This window comes from Sphingobium sp. SG1 (assembly GCF_057063145.1).
In genome coordinates this window covers 68583-84747 of sequence record NZ_JBVVOJ010000010.1, presented here as the reverse complement: position 1 = coordinate 84747, position 16165 = coordinate 68583, and the positions used below count along the sequence as shown (strand labels likewise).

Here is a 16165-nt window from a genome sequence, read left to right as displayed (position 1 = left end):
AATGACGGCAGGACGTGCCTCAAGCGCGCCCAGCCGTTGAGCATATGGGATCAGTCGCGGACCCAGTCGGCCGAAGCAATACCCTGCGCATAGAGCAGCACCGACAGGTCGCCATGGACGATCTCGGCCGCTGCCGCCGCGCGGGTCTTGGGCTTGGCATGATAGGCAACGCCCAGCCCCGCCCCCTCGATCATCGGAATGTCATTGGCGCCGTCACCCACCGCCAGCGTCAGCGCACGGTCGACCCCGCCGTCGATCGCAGCCTCCAGCTCGGTGCGCTTGCGCGCGGCATCGACGATCGGCACGGTGACGGTGCCAAGCAGCGCGCCGTCGGCGATTTCCAGCACATTGGCGACATGGACGTCGAAGCCGATTTCCGCCGCCACCGGCCCGGTGAAGCGGGTGAAGCCACCAGAAACCAGCAGGGTGCGCGCACCGCGCGCCTTCATCGTGCGCACCAGTTCGCGCGCACCGCCCATGATCACCACCCGCTCCTCGCGGCACTGGTCGATCGCGCTGTCGGGCAGCCCTTTCAGCAGGGCGACGCGACCATGCAGCGCGCCTTCGAAATCCAGCTCGCCGCGCATCGCCCGTTCGGTGATCTCGGCGATCTGCGGCTTGATCCCGGCATAGTCGGCCAGTTCGTCGATGCACTCGACCGTGATCATGGTCGAATCCATGTCGGCGATCAGCAGCATCTTCTCGCGGCCCGCCGCCATCTGCACGATCACGTCGACCCGGTCGCCAATGTCAATCAGCGCTGCGCGGGCGGTGACGGGATCGCTCCCGAAGAAAATATCGGCCGCCTTGCCCTCGTCCAGCCAGACGCTATCGACCGGAGCGCAGCCGGCAGAGGCCAGCCGTCCGGCCGCTTCGGCAATATCCGCCTGTTTCAGGGTCTCAACTGCCACTAAGGTCGCGACGAACATGAACACTCCCGCACATATGCCGGGCGAATCCCGCCCACCGGTCGCGCTTATTGCCGGGCCGACCGCCAGCGGCAAGAGCGCGCTCGCCGTCCGCCTAGCCCAGATCGCCGACGGCGTCGTCATCAACGCCGATGCTAGCCAGGTCTATGCCGACTTGGCGATCCTGTCCGCCCGCCCGTCGCAAGAGGAAATGGGCGGCGTGCCCCATCGCCTGTTCGGCCATATCGACGGAGCGGAAGCCTGCTCCGCCGCGCGCTGGGCCGCCGAGGCCAGGGCGGAGATCGACGCCGCCCATGCGGCCGGCAAGCTGCCCGTGCTGGTCGGCGGCACCGGCCTTTATATACGGACCTTGCTCGACGGCATCGCGCCGGTGCCGGAGATAGACGCCGATATCCGTGCCGCCGTGCGAGCCATGCCGGTGGCGCAGGCGCATGAAGCGCTGCGCAGCGAAGACCCGGAGGCCGCCGCCCGCCTCGCCCCAGCCGACACCACCCGCGTTGCCCGCGCGCTGGAGGTAGTGCGATCGACCGGCAAGCCGCTCAAGCAATGGCAGCAGCACAAGCAGGGCGGCATCGCCGACAGCATCAGCCTGTCCCCGATGATCCTGCTTCCGCCGCGCGACTGGTTGATCGAACGGTGCGACCGGCGGTTCGAGTTGATGATCGATCAGGGCGCCGTTGCCGAAGTGGAGGCGCTGCTGCCCCGCAACCTCAACCCCGACCTGCCGGTGATGCGGGCGATCGGTGTGCCGGAAATCGCCGCCTGGCTCAAAGCTGACATCGATCGTGACACGATGATGGCCCGTGGCCAGCTCGCCACGCGCCAATATGCCAAACGCCAATATACCTGGTTCTCCAACCAGCCACCGCAGGACTGGCACCGCGAAAAGAGATCGATTGATGCTGAAATTGCCAATGAATTAGCAATTAAATTACAACAATAGGGGTTGACCACGCATTTTATGTCCTCTAGACGCTGGCGCCTTGCCAATGCGGGCGCGACGGCGCAGACCCGCGAGCCAGCATCTTAAAAAAGAGGAGTTTCATCGTGGCCGAAAAGAGCGGCGCGGACATTTTGGTCGAGTGCCTGGTTGATCTGGGCGTCGAAGTTGTGTTCGGCTATCCGGGCGGCGCCGTGCTGCCCATCTATGACGCGCTCTATAATCACCCCACGATCAAGCATGTCCTAGTGCGCCACGAGCAGGGCGCGACCCACATGGCAGAGGGCTATGCCCGCTCGACCGGCAAGCCGGGCGTCGTCCTGGTCACCTCCGGTCCGGGCGCGACCAATGCCGTCACCGGTATCACCGACGCGCTGCTGGATTCGATCCCGATGATCGTCATCACGGGTCAGGTGCCCACGCAACTGATCGGCACCGACGCCTTCCAGGAAGCGGACACGGTCGGCATCACGCGCCACTGTACCAAGCATAATTATCTGGTGAAGGATCCGGCCAAGCTGGCCGGCGTCGTCCATGAGGCCTTCCATATCGCCACCACCGGCCGCCCCGGCCCGGTCGTCGTCGACATTCCCAAGAATGTCCAGATCGCGACCGCGCCCTATGCCCGGCCGGAACTGAAGGTCCATGCCAGCTATCATCCGCAGACCAAGGCGGATGCCGCCGCGATCGATACGGCGGTCGAGATGCTGGCCGCGGCGGAACGGCCGATCTTCTACACCGGCGGCGGCGTCATCAATTCGGGTCCGCAGGCCAGCGCGCTGCTGCGCGAACTGGCGGCGATGACCGGCGCGCCCGTCACCTCGACCCTGATGGGTCTGGGTGCCTTCCCCGCTTCGTCCGACCAGTGGGTCGGCATGCTGGGCATGCACGGCACCTATGAAGCCAATTGGGCGATGAACCAGGCGGACCTGATCTTGTGCATCGGCGCGCGTTTCGACGATCGCGTCACTGGCCGGCTGGACGCCTTCGCGCCCAACAGCCGCAAGGTGCATATCGATATCGACCGCAGTTCGATCAACAAGATCGTCGACGTCGATGTCGCGGTCGTTGCCGATGTCGGCAGCGCGCTGGAGGACATGATCGCCCTGTGGAAGCAGCGCGGCCATGAAAAGGCGGACCTGTCGGCCTGGTGGGCACGGATCGCCGAATGGCGTGCCAAGAAGAGCCTGTCCTACCCGGAAAGCGGCAGCGAGATCATGCCGCAAAAGGCGATCGCGGACCTCTACAAGGCGACCCGCGCGACCGGCAAGGACATCATCATCACCACCGAAGTCGGCCAGCACCAGATGTGGGCGGCCCAGCATTTCGGTTTTGAAGAACCGAACAAGTGGCTGACCTCGGGCGGCCTGGGCACGATGGGCTATGGCTTCCCCGCCGCCATCGGCGCGCAGATGGGCAATCCCGACAGCATCAGCATCTGCATCGCCGGCGACGCCTCGATCCAGATGAACATCCAGGAAATGGGGACGGCCAGCCAGTATCGGCTACCGGTGAAGATCTTCATCCTGAACAATGAATATATGGGCATGGTCCGCCAGTGGCAGGAACTGACCTATGAAAGCCGCTATTCCAACAGCTATTCGGACAGCCTGCCCGACTTCGTGAAGCTGGGCGAAGCCTATGGCTGGACCGGCATCCGCATCGAAGGGCCGCAGGAACTGGAGGCCGGCATCCGCCAGATGCTGGAAACCGACGGTCCCGTGATCGTCGACTGCCGCGTGGCGAAGCTGTCCAACTGCTTCCCGATGATCCCATCGGGCGCAGCCCATACCGAAATGCTGCTCGATCCCAACCAGATCGAAGGCGTCATGTCGGACGAGGCAAAGGCACTGGTGTGACCACCCCCGCGAAGGTCCGCATTTTCGTGACCGAACCCTGGGATTTCGAACGGATCACAGGCACGACCGAACTCACCGGCTGGACCAGCGACCATGCTGACCCCGACAATGAGGAATGGGAAGTGCACCTGGATAGCGGGTTCGAATATCATGGCCTGCAGGTCGATCGGCTGCTGGCCGGCCCACGCTATGTGGGCGAACATCTCCTGCGGATGTTCGACGCGGTGACGGCCTTCCCCGTCCGCCTCGCCCACCCGCAGGACGATGATTGGCACTATGCCTTTATCGGCATGATCTCGCCGCGCCCCGAGCGCGAAGAAATGGAAGACGGGAACAGCATCTGATGCATATCCACGAAGAACAGAGCGAGCGGCACGTCCTGTCGCTGACGGTGTCGAACGAGGCGGGCATATTGGCCCGCATCGCCGGCCTGTTCACCGCGCGCGGCTATAATATCGACAGCCTGACCGTGGCCGACATTACCGACGATCATGCGATCAGCCGCATCACCATCGTCACCAACGGCCCGCCCAAGGTGATCGACCAGATCATCGCCCAGCTCGACCGGCTGGTGCCGGTCCACAAGGTCACCGACCTGACCGACGCCGGTCCGTTCGTCGAGCGCGAACTGGCGCTGGTCAAGGTCGCCGGCACCGGCGAGGACCGGATCGAGGCGCTGCGCCTGGCCGACGTGTTCCGTGCCAAGGTGGTCGACACCACGATCGAGAGCTTCATCTTCGAGATCACCGGCACGACCGAGAAGATCGACAATTTCGTCGGCCTGATGCGCCAGATCGGCCTGGTCGAGGTCGGTCGCACCGGCGTTGCCGGCCTGATCCGCGGCAAGGAGCCGGCCTGATATTCCATTCCGCGCCGTCACAGGCGGCGTTTCTTTCCACCACTATTGTCTAACGCCCCCTGCATGGGGGGACGAGAAGGGGTTTTCCAATGAAGGTTTATTACGATCGCGACGCAGACATCGGCCTGATCAAGGGCAAGAAGGTCGCCATTCTGGGCTATGGCTCGCAGGGCCACGCCCATGCGCAGAACCTGCGCGACTCCGGCGTTGCCGAAGTCGCCATCGCGCTGCGCCCCGGTTCGCCCAGCGCCAAGAAGGCCGAAGGCGCCGGCTTCAAGGTGCTGCCGAACAAGGAAGCCGCCCAGTGGGCCGACGTGCTGATGATCCTGGCGCCCGACGAGCATCAGGCCGCCATCTATGAAGCCGACATCAAGGGCAATCTGCGCCCCGGCGCCGCGCTCGCCTTCGCCCATGGCCTGAACATCCATTTCGGCCTGATCGAAGTCCCCGCCGACATCGACGTCATCATGATCGCGCCCAAGGGCCCCGGCCACACCGTGCGCGGCGAATATCAGCGCGGCGGCGGCGTCCCCTGCCTGATCGCCGTCCATCAGGACGCGACCGGCAACGCCCATGACATCGCCCTGTCCTACGCTTCGGGCGTCGGCGGCGGCCGCAGCGGCATCATCGAAACCAACTTCCGCGAGGAATGCGAAACCGACCTGTTCGGCGAGCAGGCCGTTCTGTGCGGCGGCGCCACCGCGCTGGTCCAGGCCGGTTTCGAAACCCTGGTCGAAGCCGGCTATGCCCCGGAAATGGCCTATTTCGAGTGCCTGCACGAGCTGAAGCTGATCGTCGACCTGATGTATGAAGGCGGCATCGCCGACATGCGCTACTCGATCTCGAACACCGCCGAATATGGCGACATCAAGACCGGCCCGCGCATCATCACCGAGGAAACCAAGAAGGAAATGAAGCGCGTTCTGGCCGACATCCAGTCGGGCCGCTTCGTCAAGGACTTCATCCTCGACAACCGCGCCGGTCAGCCCGAACTCAAGGCCAGCCGCAAGCAGGCTGCCGCCCACCAGATCGAGAAGACCGGTTCGCAGCTGCGCGCCATGATGCCCTGGATCGGCGCCAACAAGCTGGTCAACAAGGACAAGAACTAAGCGGATAGCAACCCCTCCCTAAAAAGGGAGGGGAGAAATAGCGGCAAACCGGAACGATCCGTTTCCGGTTACGCCTCTGGAACAATCGAGGGACGTGGCATATTCTGTGCTGCGTCCCTTGAATGCTTTTGGAGAGCGTTTCCCATGCGCAAATATCTGATCTCTGCCGCTGCCCTGATCGCGGTCGCCGGCGGCACTGTTGTCATCGCCCAGGCCCCGATGGCCGTCCCCGGCAGCAAGGATGTCGCCAAGGTCACCGGCGGCACCTATAGCGTCGAACCCAGCCACACCCAGATCGTCTTCGCCTATGACCATATGGGCTTCACCAACAATATGGGCGTCATCACCCAGCCGACCGGCACGCTGACGCTGGACAAGGCCAACCTCTCGGCTTCGAAGGTGTCGATCACCCTGCCGATCGCCAACCTCACCACCGGCATCCCGGCGCTGAACGAGCATCTCGCCAAGCCCGAATTTTTCGACGCAGCCAAGTTCCCGACCGCGACCTTCGTGTCGACCGGCGTGAAGCCCGACGGCGCGACCGGCGCGGACATCACCGGCAACCTGACCATCAAGGGCATCACCAAGCCGGTGACGCTGGATGCCGAATTCTACGGCGCCGGTGCAAACCCGATGAACAAGAAGGAAAATGTCGGCTTCGTCGCGACCGGCACGATCAAGCGCAGCGATTTCGGCATGGGCGGCTTCGTCCCCGTCGTCGGCGACAATGTCGAACTGAAGATCATCGTCGCCTTCCAGAAGTGATGCGATGATCCCCCGCCCGACCCGCGCGATCCTGCTTCTGAGCGTGATCGCGTGTGGGCCGGCGGCGGCAAGTCCGGATGGCGGCCCTGCGCTCTATGCGCCGGGCCACTATCTGGTGGATGGCGCAGCGACCAGGGTCCACTTCCATGTAAAGGCCCTGGTTGGCGGCTATGAAGGCGATTTCGCCCAGCCCGAGGGCATGGTGATGATCGACCCCACCCGGCCTGAACGGGCCAACGTCGATATCAGCTTCCCGGTCGAGAAGATGACCACGGGCGATGCTTCGACCGACGCCATGCTGAAAGGCGACAGCTTTTTCGACATGGCCCATTTTCCGACCGTTCGCTTTACCGCCAGGGACGCGCCGCTGGCCGGCAGCGACGGCGCGACGATCATTCCCGGCGAACTCACCATGCATGGCCAGACCCGCGCGGTCGCCCTGTCCGTCCAGCTGACCGGCGTCACGCCCGACGAAGCGCCCGGCATCGCCACCCTTCACTTCACCGGCAGCATGACCGTCGAGCGCAGCGATTATGGCATGGGCTTTGGCCGCCCCTTCGTGTCGGACAAGGTCGACCTGACCATCGACGCAATTTTCCGTCGCACCTGACGCCCCTTTCGCAAGAAACGGCTTTACGCTCCTCCCGTCCGCGTTTATGGGGACAGCATCATGCAGAGCGTCGCGCTTCTTACCCTGCTACGACTTACACGCCCTTAGGCGTGGCTTTTGTGCTGCCTTCCGGCTAAGGGCAGCGTCGATCCGCCTAAGGGCATTCATCACAGTCAAGTCGTACCCCGGAGCGCGCCATAGCGTCCCGAGCCAGGAAGTAGTTTGATCCCATGATGCTGACAGATCCTTCGCAGAAATACCGCCCCTTCCCCCAGGTGGACCTGCCCAATCGCCAATGGCCGTCCAAGGTCATCACCAAGGCGCCCCGCTGGCTGTCGACCGACATGCGCGACGGCAACCAGTCGCTGATCGACCCGATGAATGCGGAAAAGAAGCGCCGCTTCTTCGACCTGCTGGTCAAGGTCGGCGTCAAGGAGATCGAGGTCGGCTTCCCCGCCGCCGGCGCGACCGAGTTCGACTTCATCTCGGGCCTGGTCAAGGAAGGCGCCATCCCCGACGATGTCATGCCCCAGGTGCTGACCCAGGCGCGCGAGGATCTGATCGCCACCACCTTCGAAAGCCTGCGTGGCGCGAAGCAGGCGATCGTCCATGTCTATAACGCGATCTCGCCGGCCTGGCGCAACATCGTGTTCCAGATGGAACGCCCGGAAATCAAGCAGATCGCGATCAACGCCGCCAAGCTGCTGCGCGACAATGCGGCGCGGATGCCCGACACCGACTGGCATTTCGAATATAGCCCCGAAACCTTCTCGACCGCCGAGCTGGATTTCAGCCTGGAATGCTGCGAGGCGGTGATGGACATCCTGCAGCCGACGCCGGAACGGCCGCTGATCCTGAACCTGCCTGCCACCGTTGAGTGCGCGACCCCCAACATCTATGCCGACCAGATCGAATGGATCTGCCGCAACATCTCGCGCCGCGACAGCGTGGTGATCTCGCTGCACACCCATAATGACCGGGGCACCGGCGTCGCCGCCGCGGAACTGGGCATCATGGCGGGCGCCGACCGCGTCGAAGGCTGCCTGTTCGGCAATGGCGAACGCACCGGCAATTGCGACCTGGTGACCGTCGCGCTCAACATGTACACGCAGGGCATCGACCCCGAACTGGATTTCAGCGACATCGACGAAGTCATCCAGACCGTTGAATATTGCAACCAGCTGCCCGTCCACCCGCGCCATCCCTATGCCGGCGAACTGGTGTTCACCGCCTTCTCGGGGTCGCATCAGGACGCGATCAAGAAGGGCTTTGCCGCGCAGGAAGCGCGCAACGACCTGTTCTGGAACGTCCCCTATCTGCCAATCGACCCCAAGGATCTGGGCCGCGACTATGAAGCCGTGATCCGCGTCAATTCGCAGTCGGGCAAGGGCGGCGTCGCCTGGGTGCTGCAGCAGGACAAGGGCTATAAGCTGCCCAAGCGGATGCAGGCCGACTTCTCGAAGGTGGTGCAGGCGCTGGCCGACCAGTCGAGCCGCGAACTCAATGCCGCCGACATCTCGGCCGCGTTCGACGACTATTATCATCAGACCGGCGACCAGGCCTATAGCCTGATCGACTATCATGAGAGCGGCAGCGCTGGCGACCGCATATTCACCGGCAAGATCGTCCATGAAGGCGGCGAGCGCTCGATCTCGGGGCGTGGCAACGGCCTCATCTCGTCGGTGCTGGCCGCGCTGCGCGACGAACTGGGCGTGGTGCTGGAGGTCGCCGACTATAATGAACACGCCATCGGCGCCGGCACCGACGTGAACGCCGCCGCCTATGTCGAATGCCGTACCGCCGATGGCCGCACCGTCTTCGGCATCGGCACCGACAGCGACGTGGCGACCGCATCGGTCAAGGCCGTCCTCTCGGCCGCCAATGCGGTGGCCGTGCGGGGCTGATATCCATCCGTTCGCCCTGAGCGAAGTCGAAGGGCACGGCCGACCATCGGGAGGCCACTTCGCTTCGCTCAGTGTCGGGCTTCGACTTCGCTCAGCCCGAACGGATTAAAGATAGCCGTTACTTGGCCAGCGCCCGGACCACACTGTCCCACTGGGCCAGTGATGCGGCGATGCCCGCCACCGGCACCCGTTCATTGAGGCCATGGGCAAAGCCGTCCTCGGCCTTCATGAACAGGCTGGAGACGCCATAGCTGGGCACCCCCAGCGCGCGGAAATAAAGGCTGTCGGTCGCGCCGGCCGACATGCCCGGCATCACCGTGATCGCCGGCGATCGCGCCTTGATCGCGGCGGCCACGGCCTTCACCACATCGTCGCGCAACGGCGACGCATCGCTGCCGGTCGGGTCGTTCAGCGTGGTGAAGGTCGCGCTTTGATCATCCACCACCTTGACCAGTTGCGCCTTCACATCGTCGATCTTCACGCCGGGGAAGATGCGACAATTGACGCTGACCTTGGCACTTTGCGGCAGAGCGTTGAGCGCATGGCCGCCCGACAGCATGGTCGCGACGCAGGTGGTGCGCACCTGCCCCACAAATTCCGGTCGGCTCGACAATAGTTCCGCGGAGGCCGGATCCTGGGTCGCGGCATAGAGGCGCATCGCTTCCCCCACATCGCCGCCGATCCGCTGCGCCGATAGGCTGAGCGACGCCTTGGTCAACTCGTTGATCATCGGCGGAAACTGATAGGCCGCGATCCGGTCGATCGCCTTGGCCAGCCGATAGATCGGATTGCCCGGCGTGGGCGCGCTAGAATGGCCGCCCGGATCGGTGAAGCCGATCTCGAAATCGGCATAGGTCTTCTCGCCCGCCTGCAATTGGTAGAGGACGGGCTTGCCACTCTCGTCGAGCAGGCCGCCGCCGCCATCGCCGTTCAGCAGCAGCTCGGCATCCTTGTACTTGGCCGCCAGCGCCTTGGTGGTGACCATGTTGGTCTCCTCGTCGCCCGACAAGAGTAGGATGACGGTGCGGCGCGGGGTCCAGCCCTCCTTCTTGAGCTGCGCCAGCGTCGCGACCATCATCGCCACGTCATATTTATTATCTTCCGATCCGCGCCCGAAAATATAGCCATCCTCCTCGACCGGGACGAAGGGATCGCGCGTCCAGTCGGCGCGGTTGGCCGCCACCACGTCCATATGGCCGATCATCAGCATCGGCTTCAGGCTGGGATCGCGCCCCTTGATCGTTGCCGCCAGGGTCGCGGTCTCGCCCATCGGGGTGATGACGATATCGGCATCGGCAAAGCCCGCCTGCTTGAGCACCGACGCATAATAGGCCGCGAGCGCCGGCACCTGCCCCGCGCCCTCGACCGTTTTGAAGGCGACCGATCGCTTCAATATCTCCTTGGCCACGCCGGCATCTGCTGCCGCCTGCGCCCCGACTGGCATTGCCAGCATCGCCCCTGCCAGCAATATCCCCCGCAATTGCATATATTTATACTCCCTGATGGACCCGAGCGGCGATTGTGGCATAGCGGATCGCGCCGTTCCATGCGTTTGATCGAACGGCGCGCGGAAAGAGGGCCACCTTATCCGCACTGAACCCCTTGAAAGAATTGCTTGCGCGCAATCGGATAGATGCCATCCGATATAGCGCGCCGGTCGTCCAAAGGAAAAATGCCATCATGGCCCTCAATTATCGCAGCTTCGGCTTCCAGGTTCTGCTCGGCATGGTCGTGGGCCTTGCCCTCGGTCTCGTCGCGCGCCAGATCGGCGCAGGCCCCGATGGCGACCTCAACTGGCTCGCGACCACGCTCAAGACGGTCGGGTCGATCTTCGTCTCGCTCCTGAAGGCGATCGTGCCGCCTCTGGTCTTCGCCGCGATCGTCGCGTCGATCGCCAATCTGCGCGCGCTCGACAATGCCGCCCGTCTCGCCGGCCAGACCCTGCTCTGGTTCGCGATCACCGCGCTGATCGCGGTCAGCATCGGTCTCGCCATCGGCCTGATCGTGCAGCCGGGCGCGGGCCTGCACGGCACCGCGCTCGCCATGGGCAAGGCGGATTCGGTCGGCGGCTGGCTCGATTTCCTGAAAGGCCTGGTCCCCGGCAACAGCCTGGCCCTGTCGGGCAGCACCAAGATCAGCGACGGCAGCGCCAGCACCAGCATCTCGTTCAACATCCTGCAATTGCTGGTCATCTCGATCGCAGTCGGCCTCGCCACGCTCAAGGTCGGCGACAAGGCGGAGCCCTTCCTCTCCTTCGTCCGCTCGCTGCTCGCCGTCGTCCGTGCGATCCTGGGCTGGGTCATCCGCCTGACGCCGATCGGCTCGGCCGCGCTGATCGGCACCGCGATCGCCACCTATGGCTGGAGCGCGCTGGCGCAGCTCGGCACCTTCACCGCCGCCATCTATCTCGGCCTCGGCCTCGTCCTGCTGGCGGTCTATCCGCTGCTGCTGATCGCCAATGGCCTGAAGCCCGGCCCCTTCTTCGCCAAGGCCTGGCCGGCGATCCAGCTCGCCTTCGTCTCGCGCTCGTCGGTCGGCACCCTGCCAGTGACCGAGACCGTGACCGAGCGGCTGGGTGTCGACAAGGGCTATGCCGCCTTCGCGATCCCGCTCGCCTCGACCACCAAGATGGATGGCTGCGCCTCCATCTATCCGGCACTGGCAGCGATCTTCGTTGCGGGCTTCTATGGCATCCCGCTGCATTTCATCGACTATGTGCTGATCGTCTTCGTCTCGGTCATCGGCTCGGCCGCGACCGCCGGCCTGACCGGCGCGATCGTGATGCTGACCCTCACCCTCTCGACGCTCGGCCTGCCGCTCGAAGGCGCCGGCCTGCTGCTGGCGATCGACCCGATCCTCGACATGGGCCGCACCGCCGTCAATGTCGCGGGCCAGGTGCTGGTCGGCGTGATCGTCGCCAAGCGCGAGGGCATTCTCGACGAGAGCGCCTATTATGGCGAAGGCGAACTGGTCGCCGCCTGATCGAAAACCGGGCGGCGCGGGCGTTCCGCGCCGCCGTCAGGGCAGTTGGCCGCGCCCGGTCGCCGTCCAGTAGATGCCGCCCATCAGATGGTCGAGATAGCGCGGATCGCGATACATCTCGCCATTATGGCCGAGCGTGGTGACGAACACCCGCCCCTTCTCATAAGCATGATACCAGGCGACGGGATGCTCCCGCCCCATCGGTTTCGCCACCTGTCCCGGCCAGATCTTGGTCGGGTCGTAGCTGCTTTCCTCGACATTCAGCACCGGATGGATCGTCACCTTATAGGGGTTGGCGGCGACATAATATTCGTCGGTCCAGACCCAGCGATCGGGCAGGCCATAGGTGGCGGGAAATCCCTTGTCGGTCGGCGTCACCACCGCAGTCTGCACCATCGGATGGATGACGAAACTGCGCCCGACCATCTTCTCGTACCAGGCCCATTCGCCCGGCGGCGTGATGAGCGCGCGATGCACGACGATGGCATTGCCACCCGCGCGCATATATTCCTCGAACCTCGCGCGCTGGGCTGGGGTCAGTTCCTCGCCCGGCGTGTTGAGGAACATCACCGCCGCATATTGGCTGAGATCGCCGTCGAAGACCGACGTATTGTTGGCCCAGGTGAAGCTGAAATCATGCAGTTTGCCCAGATGCTCCAGGCTGTCGCGCGCGATCGGTATATATTCATAATGATATTTGTTCGGGATGGCGAGGACGAGCAGCTTATACTGGTCCTCCGCCTGCACCGCTGCGGGCACCGACAGCGCCAGCAGGGCGATGAGCGCCCCGGCCTTGTTTCTCATCCGCCTGTCTCCTTCGTTCGCCTATCGCTAGGACAGGCGGCGACGGAAAGATAGCGCTCCCATGGTCGTAGTCAGCCCGGCAGCAGGCCGATCGCGTCCACTTCGACCAGGCAGTCATGATGAAGTTCGGGCGCCGGCACTACCGTGCGCGCCGGCCGGGCATCCCCCATCATCTCGGCATAGATGCCGTTGAAACGCGGCCAATTCTCGACGCCCACGATATAGGCGGTGACGCGCGCGATCCGTTCCGGCCCGCATCCTGCCTCTGCCAGGATCGCCAGCATGTTGCCGATCGCCAGCCGCGCCTGATCCTCGAACGACAGGTCGCTGCGTGGCCCCTGCCCTGCCACCACCGGCAATTGCCCCGATACGAGGACGAAGCCATTGGCAATCGTCGCCTGCGCATAATGGCCGGCGGGCGCCGGCGCCTTGTCGGTCTCGATCCGCTGCACGTCCATCACCATCCTCCAAATCGCGGCCAGACCGCTTCCACCGCATCGCTGCCGGTCCGCACCACATGATAGCGATCATGCTGCGCCCCGGTGGCACAGGCATGATTGGGCAATATCCGCACCCGATCACCCACCGCCAGGTCCGGCAGAGCGCCGGATGCCCCCGGCCGCAGCGCGATGATGCCATGTTCCTGATTGGCATCGACCAGGACCAGATCGCCATAGGGCCGCCCGTCCCGGTCGCAGACTAGGCCATAGCCCTGATCGACGTCCTGTTTCGCCGTGCCGCGATCGCGCGACATCGCCATCCAGCCGGCATCGACCAAGATCCAGCCCTTGTCCCGCTGATGCCCGATCACCGTCGCCAGCACCGACAGGGCGATGTCGTCCACCGAACAGATGCCGATCCCGGCCATCACCAGATCGAAGAAGACGAAGACGCCGGCGCGCACCTCGGTCACGCCGCTCAGGTCCGTGGCATGATGCGCGGTCGGGGTCGATCCGACGCTGATCACCGGGCAGTCATGTCCCGCCTCTTTCAAGGTCCGCGCCGCCGCCAGCACGGCATCCCGCTCGGCATCGGCGCAGGGGCGCAGTTCCGCCGCGCCGCGCGCGCCATAGCTGCCGCCGGCATGGGTCATCACGCCGCGCAATGCGCCGCCCTGCGCCAGCGCCGAGCCGATCGCGCGCAACCGCGCCGCATCGCCGGGCTGCACGCCCGACCGATGGCCGTCGCAATCAATCTCGATCAGCGCCGGAATGGCGGTACCGGCCGCGCGCGATGCGGCCGCGACCGCCTCAGCCTGCTCGACCGAATCCAGCACGATCGCCAGGTCCACGCCCTGCGCCCGCAGCGCCAGTATCTCGGGCAATTTGGCCGGGCTGATGCCGACCGCATAGAGAATGTCGCGCACCCCGGCCGCCGCAAAGCGGCGCGCCTCCTGCAGGGTCGATACCGTCGCCGGCCCCTGCGCCGTCGGCATCAGCCGCTGCGCGACCTCCACCGACTTGGCGGTCTTGAGATGCGGCCGCATCCCCACGCCCAGCCCGTCCAGATGCGCGCGCAGCCGCGTAATGTTGCGATCCATCCGGTCCGCATCCAGCACCAGGCAGGGTGTCGGCAAACTATCGAGAGAAGAGGGATCGTTGGAAAGGGCTGACATAAGGGGCTCCGTTGCTGATCCGCAGATTGCCGAGATACCGCGGCTTTTCAACGGGCTCGACGGATTTCAGCGATTTTTCCTCCGCCGTCACCGCCCCCTTGCCCGACTCTTTTCATTCCGTTATTTCTGTTTTTACAGAAAGGAATGTCATGCCACTTCTCGACCATCCCGATGCCAAGGCGTTCCTGCTCCACTGGGGTGAGATGGGCACGCAATGGGGCGTCAACCGGTCGGTCAGCCAGGTCCATGCACTCCTCTATCTGTCGGACCATCCCCTGCCCGCTGACGAGATTGTCGACCAGCTCGGCCTTGCCCGCTCCAATGTCTCGACCGCGCTCAAGGAACTGCAATCCTATGCGATCGTCCGCCGGGTCCATGTAGAGGGCGACCGGCGCGACCATTTCGTCGCGGAAACCGATCTGTGGGAAATGCTCACCCGCATCGCTGCCGAGCGCAAGCGGCGCGAGATCGACCCAACCATCGCCCTGCTGAACGACCTCGCCCAGCGGCTCGCCAGGGATGAAAGCTGCCCGCCCCATGTACGCGAGCGCATCACCCGCATGCATGAATTCATGTCGACGCTCGGCAACTGGTATGAGCAGGTCAACAAGCTGCCCAAGTCGACCCTGATCGCCCTCATGAAGCTCGGCAACAAAATTGCCCGCTTCATTCCCACCGGCAAGAGCAAGGACTAGTCGCTGCTGATTGATGCGCCCTGACACCCGATCGCGCCCAGCTATTTCGGAGTTTACAGAAATGTCTGACACAAACGACGAAAAGCCCGATCCCATTGACCCGCCCGTCCGCACCGGGTCGGCGCCGCTGCGCATCGCCTCGGCCGTCGCGCTGGCCATGGCCTTTGCGATCACCGTCTATCTGCTGCTCGACGCTACCCGCGTGAACGGCCTTGTCAGCTTCACCTTCCTGCTGCTCCTGCCGGCTGCGCTCACCGCTTTCGTTGCCTATGTCGGCGATCCATGGGCAGAGCGGTCGCGCCGCTATTATATGACGATGCCGCTCTGGCTGCTGGGCGCGACCATCCTCCTGTCCGTCCCGGTGCTGAAGGAAGGGGTGATCTGCATCGTCATGCTCGCCCCGCTCTGGATCGCCAGCGGCCTGGCCGGCGCCTATGCCACCTACCGGTTGCGCGGCCGCGCGGGCGATCGCGGCACCAGCTATTGCATGGCGGTGCTCGCCATGCCGCTGATCGCGATGCAGGTCGAACCGATGATCCCACTGCCCGACGCCACCGCCACGGTCAGTCGCTCGATCATCGTCGAGGCCAGTCCGGACCGGATCTGGCCGCTGCTCCGCGGCATTCCCGATGTCCGGCCGGGCGACGGCACATGGACCTTCACCCAGGATGTGCTGGGCATACCCCGTCCGCTCGGCGCCCATATGCTGGGCGAAGGGATCGGCGCAGTCCGCATGGCCGACTGGGGCCGGCAGGTGCGGTTTCGCGAACATATCATCGACTGGCAACCGGGCCGCAGCATCGGCTGGCGCTTCGATTTTCGCGGACTCGACGCCTGGCAGTTCACCGACCGGCACCTGATGCCCGACAGCGCCTATTTCAAGGTGACGACCGGCGGCTATCGCATGGAACCGGCCGGCCCCGGCCACACCCGCGTCATCATCGACACCCATTATTGGATGCAGACCCCGGTCAATGGCTATTCCCGGCTGTGGGGCGAAATCTTCCTGGGCGACATCGAAAAGAACCTGCTCGCCCTCGTCAAGCAGCGCGCCGAAAGGCCGATCACGCCCGCCATCCTCTGACTGCCAAAAG

16 protein-coding genes are annotated in these 16165 nt (G+C 64.5%); 11 read left to right on the top strand and 5 right to left on the bottom strand.

What is annotated here, in order from left to right; translation table 11 throughout:
• Nucleotides 1-50: 50 nt before the first annotated feature.
• Nucleotides 51-929: a phosphoserine phosphatase SerB gene (serB, locus tag AC0KVN_RS19440; protein WP_435567697.1), complete on the bottom strand. Its 879-nt coding sequence runs from the start codon at nucleotides 927-929 to the stop codon at nucleotides 51-53.
• On the opposite strand from serB, the gene miaA reads away from it, so the two are divergent.
• From miaA to leuA, 8 genes are all read left to right on the top strand, one after another.
• Complete coding sequence (gene miaA, locus AC0KVN_RS19435) at nucleotides 928-1872, top strand: tRNA (adenosine(37)-N6)-dimethylallyltransferase MiaA (RefSeq protein WP_435567698.1); 945 nt, start codon at nucleotides 928-930, stop codon at nucleotides 1870-1872. The two genes, serB and miaA, sit on opposite strands and share 2 nt — an antisense overlap.
• A gap of 104 nt (nucleotides 1873-1976) precedes the next feature.
• Complete coding sequence (locus AC0KVN_RS19430) at nucleotides 1977-3728, top strand: acetolactate synthase 3 large subunit (protein ID WP_017501691.1); 1752 nt, start codon at nucleotides 1977-1979, stop codon at nucleotides 3726-3728.
• On the top strand, nucleotides 3725-4072 hold the full coding sequence (locus tag AC0KVN_RS19425) for a hypothetical protein (protein ID WP_010337168.1): 348 nt from the start codon (nucleotides 3725-3727) through the stop codon (nucleotides 4070-4072). Before AC0KVN_RS19430 ends, AC0KVN_RS19425 begins: the two co-directional genes overlap by 4 nt.
• A complete protein-coding gene (gene ilvN / locus AC0KVN_RS19420) occupies nucleotides 4072-4587 on the top strand; it encodes an acetolactate synthase small subunit (RefSeq protein WP_004211828.1) in 516 nt (171 codons plus the stop codon). The genes AC0KVN_RS19425 and ilvN overlap by 1 nt, the downstream gene beginning before the upstream one ends.
• Nucleotides 4588-4676: 89 nt before the next feature.
• Complete coding sequence (gene ilvC, locus AC0KVN_RS19415; RefSeq protein WP_004211826.1) at nucleotides 4677-5696, top strand: ketol-acid reductoisomerase; 1020 nt, start codon at nucleotides 4677-4679, stop codon at nucleotides 5694-5696.
• Between the two features lie 144 nt (nucleotides 5697-5840).
• Nucleotides 5841-6461: a YceI family protein gene (locus AC0KVN_RS19410; RefSeq protein WP_037507477.1), complete on the top strand. Its 621-nt coding sequence runs from the start codon at nucleotides 5841-5843 to the stop codon at nucleotides 6459-6461.
• 4 nt (nucleotides 6462-6465) lie between these two features.
• Nucleotides 6466-7071 carry a YceI family protein gene (locus AC0KVN_RS19405; protein ID WP_435567699.1) on the top strand — a complete coding sequence of 202 codons (606 nt, stop codon included), beginning with the start codon at nucleotides 6466-6468 and terminating at the stop codon, nucleotides 7069-7071.
• A 230-nt stretch (nucleotides 7072-7301) separates the two neighbouring features.
• Entirely contained in the window at nucleotides 7302-8975 is a 1674-nt protein-coding gene (leuA, locus tag AC0KVN_RS19400) for a 2-isopropylmalate synthase (protein WP_097382649.1), read from the top strand.
• 118 nt (nucleotides 8976-9093) lie between these two features.
• Here leuA and AC0KVN_RS19395 read toward each other — a convergent pair whose 3' ends face one another.
• On the bottom strand, nucleotides 9094-10461 hold the full coding sequence (locus AC0KVN_RS19395) for a M20/M25/M40 family metallo-hydrolase (RefSeq protein ID WP_333883735.1): 1368 nt from the start codon (nucleotides 10459-10461) through the stop codon (nucleotides 9094-9096).
• A gap of 194 nt (nucleotides 10462-10655) precedes the next feature.
• On the opposite strand from AC0KVN_RS19395, the gene AC0KVN_RS19390 reads away from it, so the two are divergent.
• Nucleotides 10656-11957 carry a dicarboxylate/amino acid:cation symporter gene (locus AC0KVN_RS19390; RefSeq protein ID WP_161730354.1) on the top strand — a complete coding sequence of 434 codons (1302 nt, stop codon included), beginning with the start codon at nucleotides 10656-10658 and terminating at the stop codon, nucleotides 11955-11957.
• A gap of 36 nt (nucleotides 11958-11993) precedes the next feature.
• Here AC0KVN_RS19390 and AC0KVN_RS19385 read toward each other — a convergent pair whose 3' ends face one another.
• The 3 genes from AC0KVN_RS19385 to AC0KVN_RS19375 all read right to left on the bottom strand — a co-directional run bounded on the left by AC0KVN_RS19385 (nucleotide 11994) and on the right by AC0KVN_RS19375 (nucleotide 14376).
• A complete protein-coding gene (locus AC0KVN_RS19385) occupies nucleotides 11994-12761 on the bottom strand; it encodes a ThuA domain-containing protein (RefSeq protein WP_435567700.1) in 768 nt (255 codons plus the stop codon).
• A 71-nt stretch (nucleotides 12762-12832) separates the two neighbouring features.
• On the bottom strand, nucleotides 12833-13219 hold the full coding sequence (locus tag AC0KVN_RS19380) for a RidA family protein (protein ID WP_435567701.1): 387 nt from the start codon (nucleotides 13217-13219) through the stop codon (nucleotides 12833-12835).
• Complete coding sequence (locus AC0KVN_RS19375) at nucleotides 13219-14376, bottom strand: alanine racemase (protein ID WP_435567702.1); 1158 nt, start codon at nucleotides 14374-14376, stop codon at nucleotides 13219-13221. The genes AC0KVN_RS19380 and AC0KVN_RS19375 overlap by 1 nt, the downstream gene beginning before the upstream one ends.
• Before the next feature lie 149 nt (nucleotides 14377-14525).
• Between AC0KVN_RS19375 and AC0KVN_RS19370 the strand changes: the two genes are divergently transcribed.
• Nucleotides 14526-15071, top strand: coding sequence for a GbsR/MarR family transcriptional regulator (locus AC0KVN_RS19370; protein WP_010337179.1), 546 nt, complete (start codon nucleotides 14526-14528; stop codon nucleotides 15069-15071).
• 61 nt (nucleotides 15072-15132) lie between these two features.
• Complete coding sequence (locus tag AC0KVN_RS19365; protein ID WP_435567703.1) at nucleotides 15133-16155, top strand: SRPBCC family protein; 1023 nt, start codon at nucleotides 15133-15135, stop codon at nucleotides 16153-16155.
• Nucleotides 16156-16165 lie beyond the last annotated feature (10 nt).

What these genes read in the sequence shown, in the direction of transcription:
- miaA (WP_435567698.1), top strand. Translation starts at nt 928, where the DNA reads ATGAACACTCCCGCACATATGCCGGGCGAATCCCGCCCACCGGTCGCG.
- serB (WP_435567697.1), bottom strand. Translation starts at nt 929, where the DNA reads ATGTTCGTCGCGACCTTAGTGGCAGTTGAGACCCTGAAACAGGCGGAT.
- ilvN (WP_004211828.1), top strand. Translation starts at nt 4,072, where the DNA reads ATGCATATCCACGAAGAACAGAGCGAGCGGCACGTCCTGTCGCTGACG.
- ilvC (WP_004211826.1), top strand. Translation starts at nt 4,677, where the DNA reads ATGAAGGTTTATTACGATCGCGACGCAGACATCGGCCTGATCAAGGGC.
- AC0KVN_RS19410 (WP_037507477.1), top strand. Translation starts at nt 5,841, where the DNA reads ATGCGCAAATATCTGATCTCTGCCGCTGCCCTGATCGCGGTCGCCGGC.
- AC0KVN_RS19405 (WP_435567699.1), top strand. Translation starts at nt 6,466, where the DNA reads ATGATCCCCCGCCCGACCCGCGCGATCCTGCTTCTGAGCGTGATCGCG.
- leuA (WP_097382649.1), top strand. Translation starts at nt 7,302, where the DNA reads ATGATGCTGACAGATCCTTCGCAGAAATACCGCCCCTTCCCCCAGGTG.
- AC0KVN_RS19395 (WP_333883735.1), bottom strand. Translation starts at nt 10,461, where the DNA reads ATGCAATTGCGGGGGATATTGCTGGCAGGGGCGATGCTGGCAATGCCA.
- AC0KVN_RS19390 (WP_161730354.1), top strand. Translation starts at nt 10,656, where the DNA reads ATGGCCCTCAATTATCGCAGCTTCGGCTTCCAGGTTCTGCTCGGCATG.
- AC0KVN_RS19385 (WP_435567700.1), bottom strand. Translation starts at nt 12,761, where the DNA reads ATGAGAAACAAGGCCGGGGCGCTCATCGCCCTGCTGGCGCTGTCGGTG.
- AC0KVN_RS19380 (WP_435567701.1), bottom strand. Translation starts at nt 13,219, where the DNA reads ATGGACGTGCAGCGGATCGAGACCGACAAGGCGCCGGCGCCCGCCGGC.
- AC0KVN_RS19375 (WP_435567702.1), bottom strand. Translation starts at nt 14,376, where the DNA reads ATGTCAGCCCTTTCCAACGATCCCTCTTCTCTCGATAGTTTGCCGACA.
- AC0KVN_RS19370 (WP_010337179.1), top strand. Translation starts at nt 14,526, where the DNA reads ATGCCACTTCTCGACCATCCCGATGCCAAGGCGTTCCTGCTCCACTGG.
- AC0KVN_RS19365 (WP_435567703.1), top strand. Translation starts at nt 15,133, where the DNA reads ATGTCTGACACAAACGACGAAAAGCCCGATCCCATTGACCCGCCCGTC.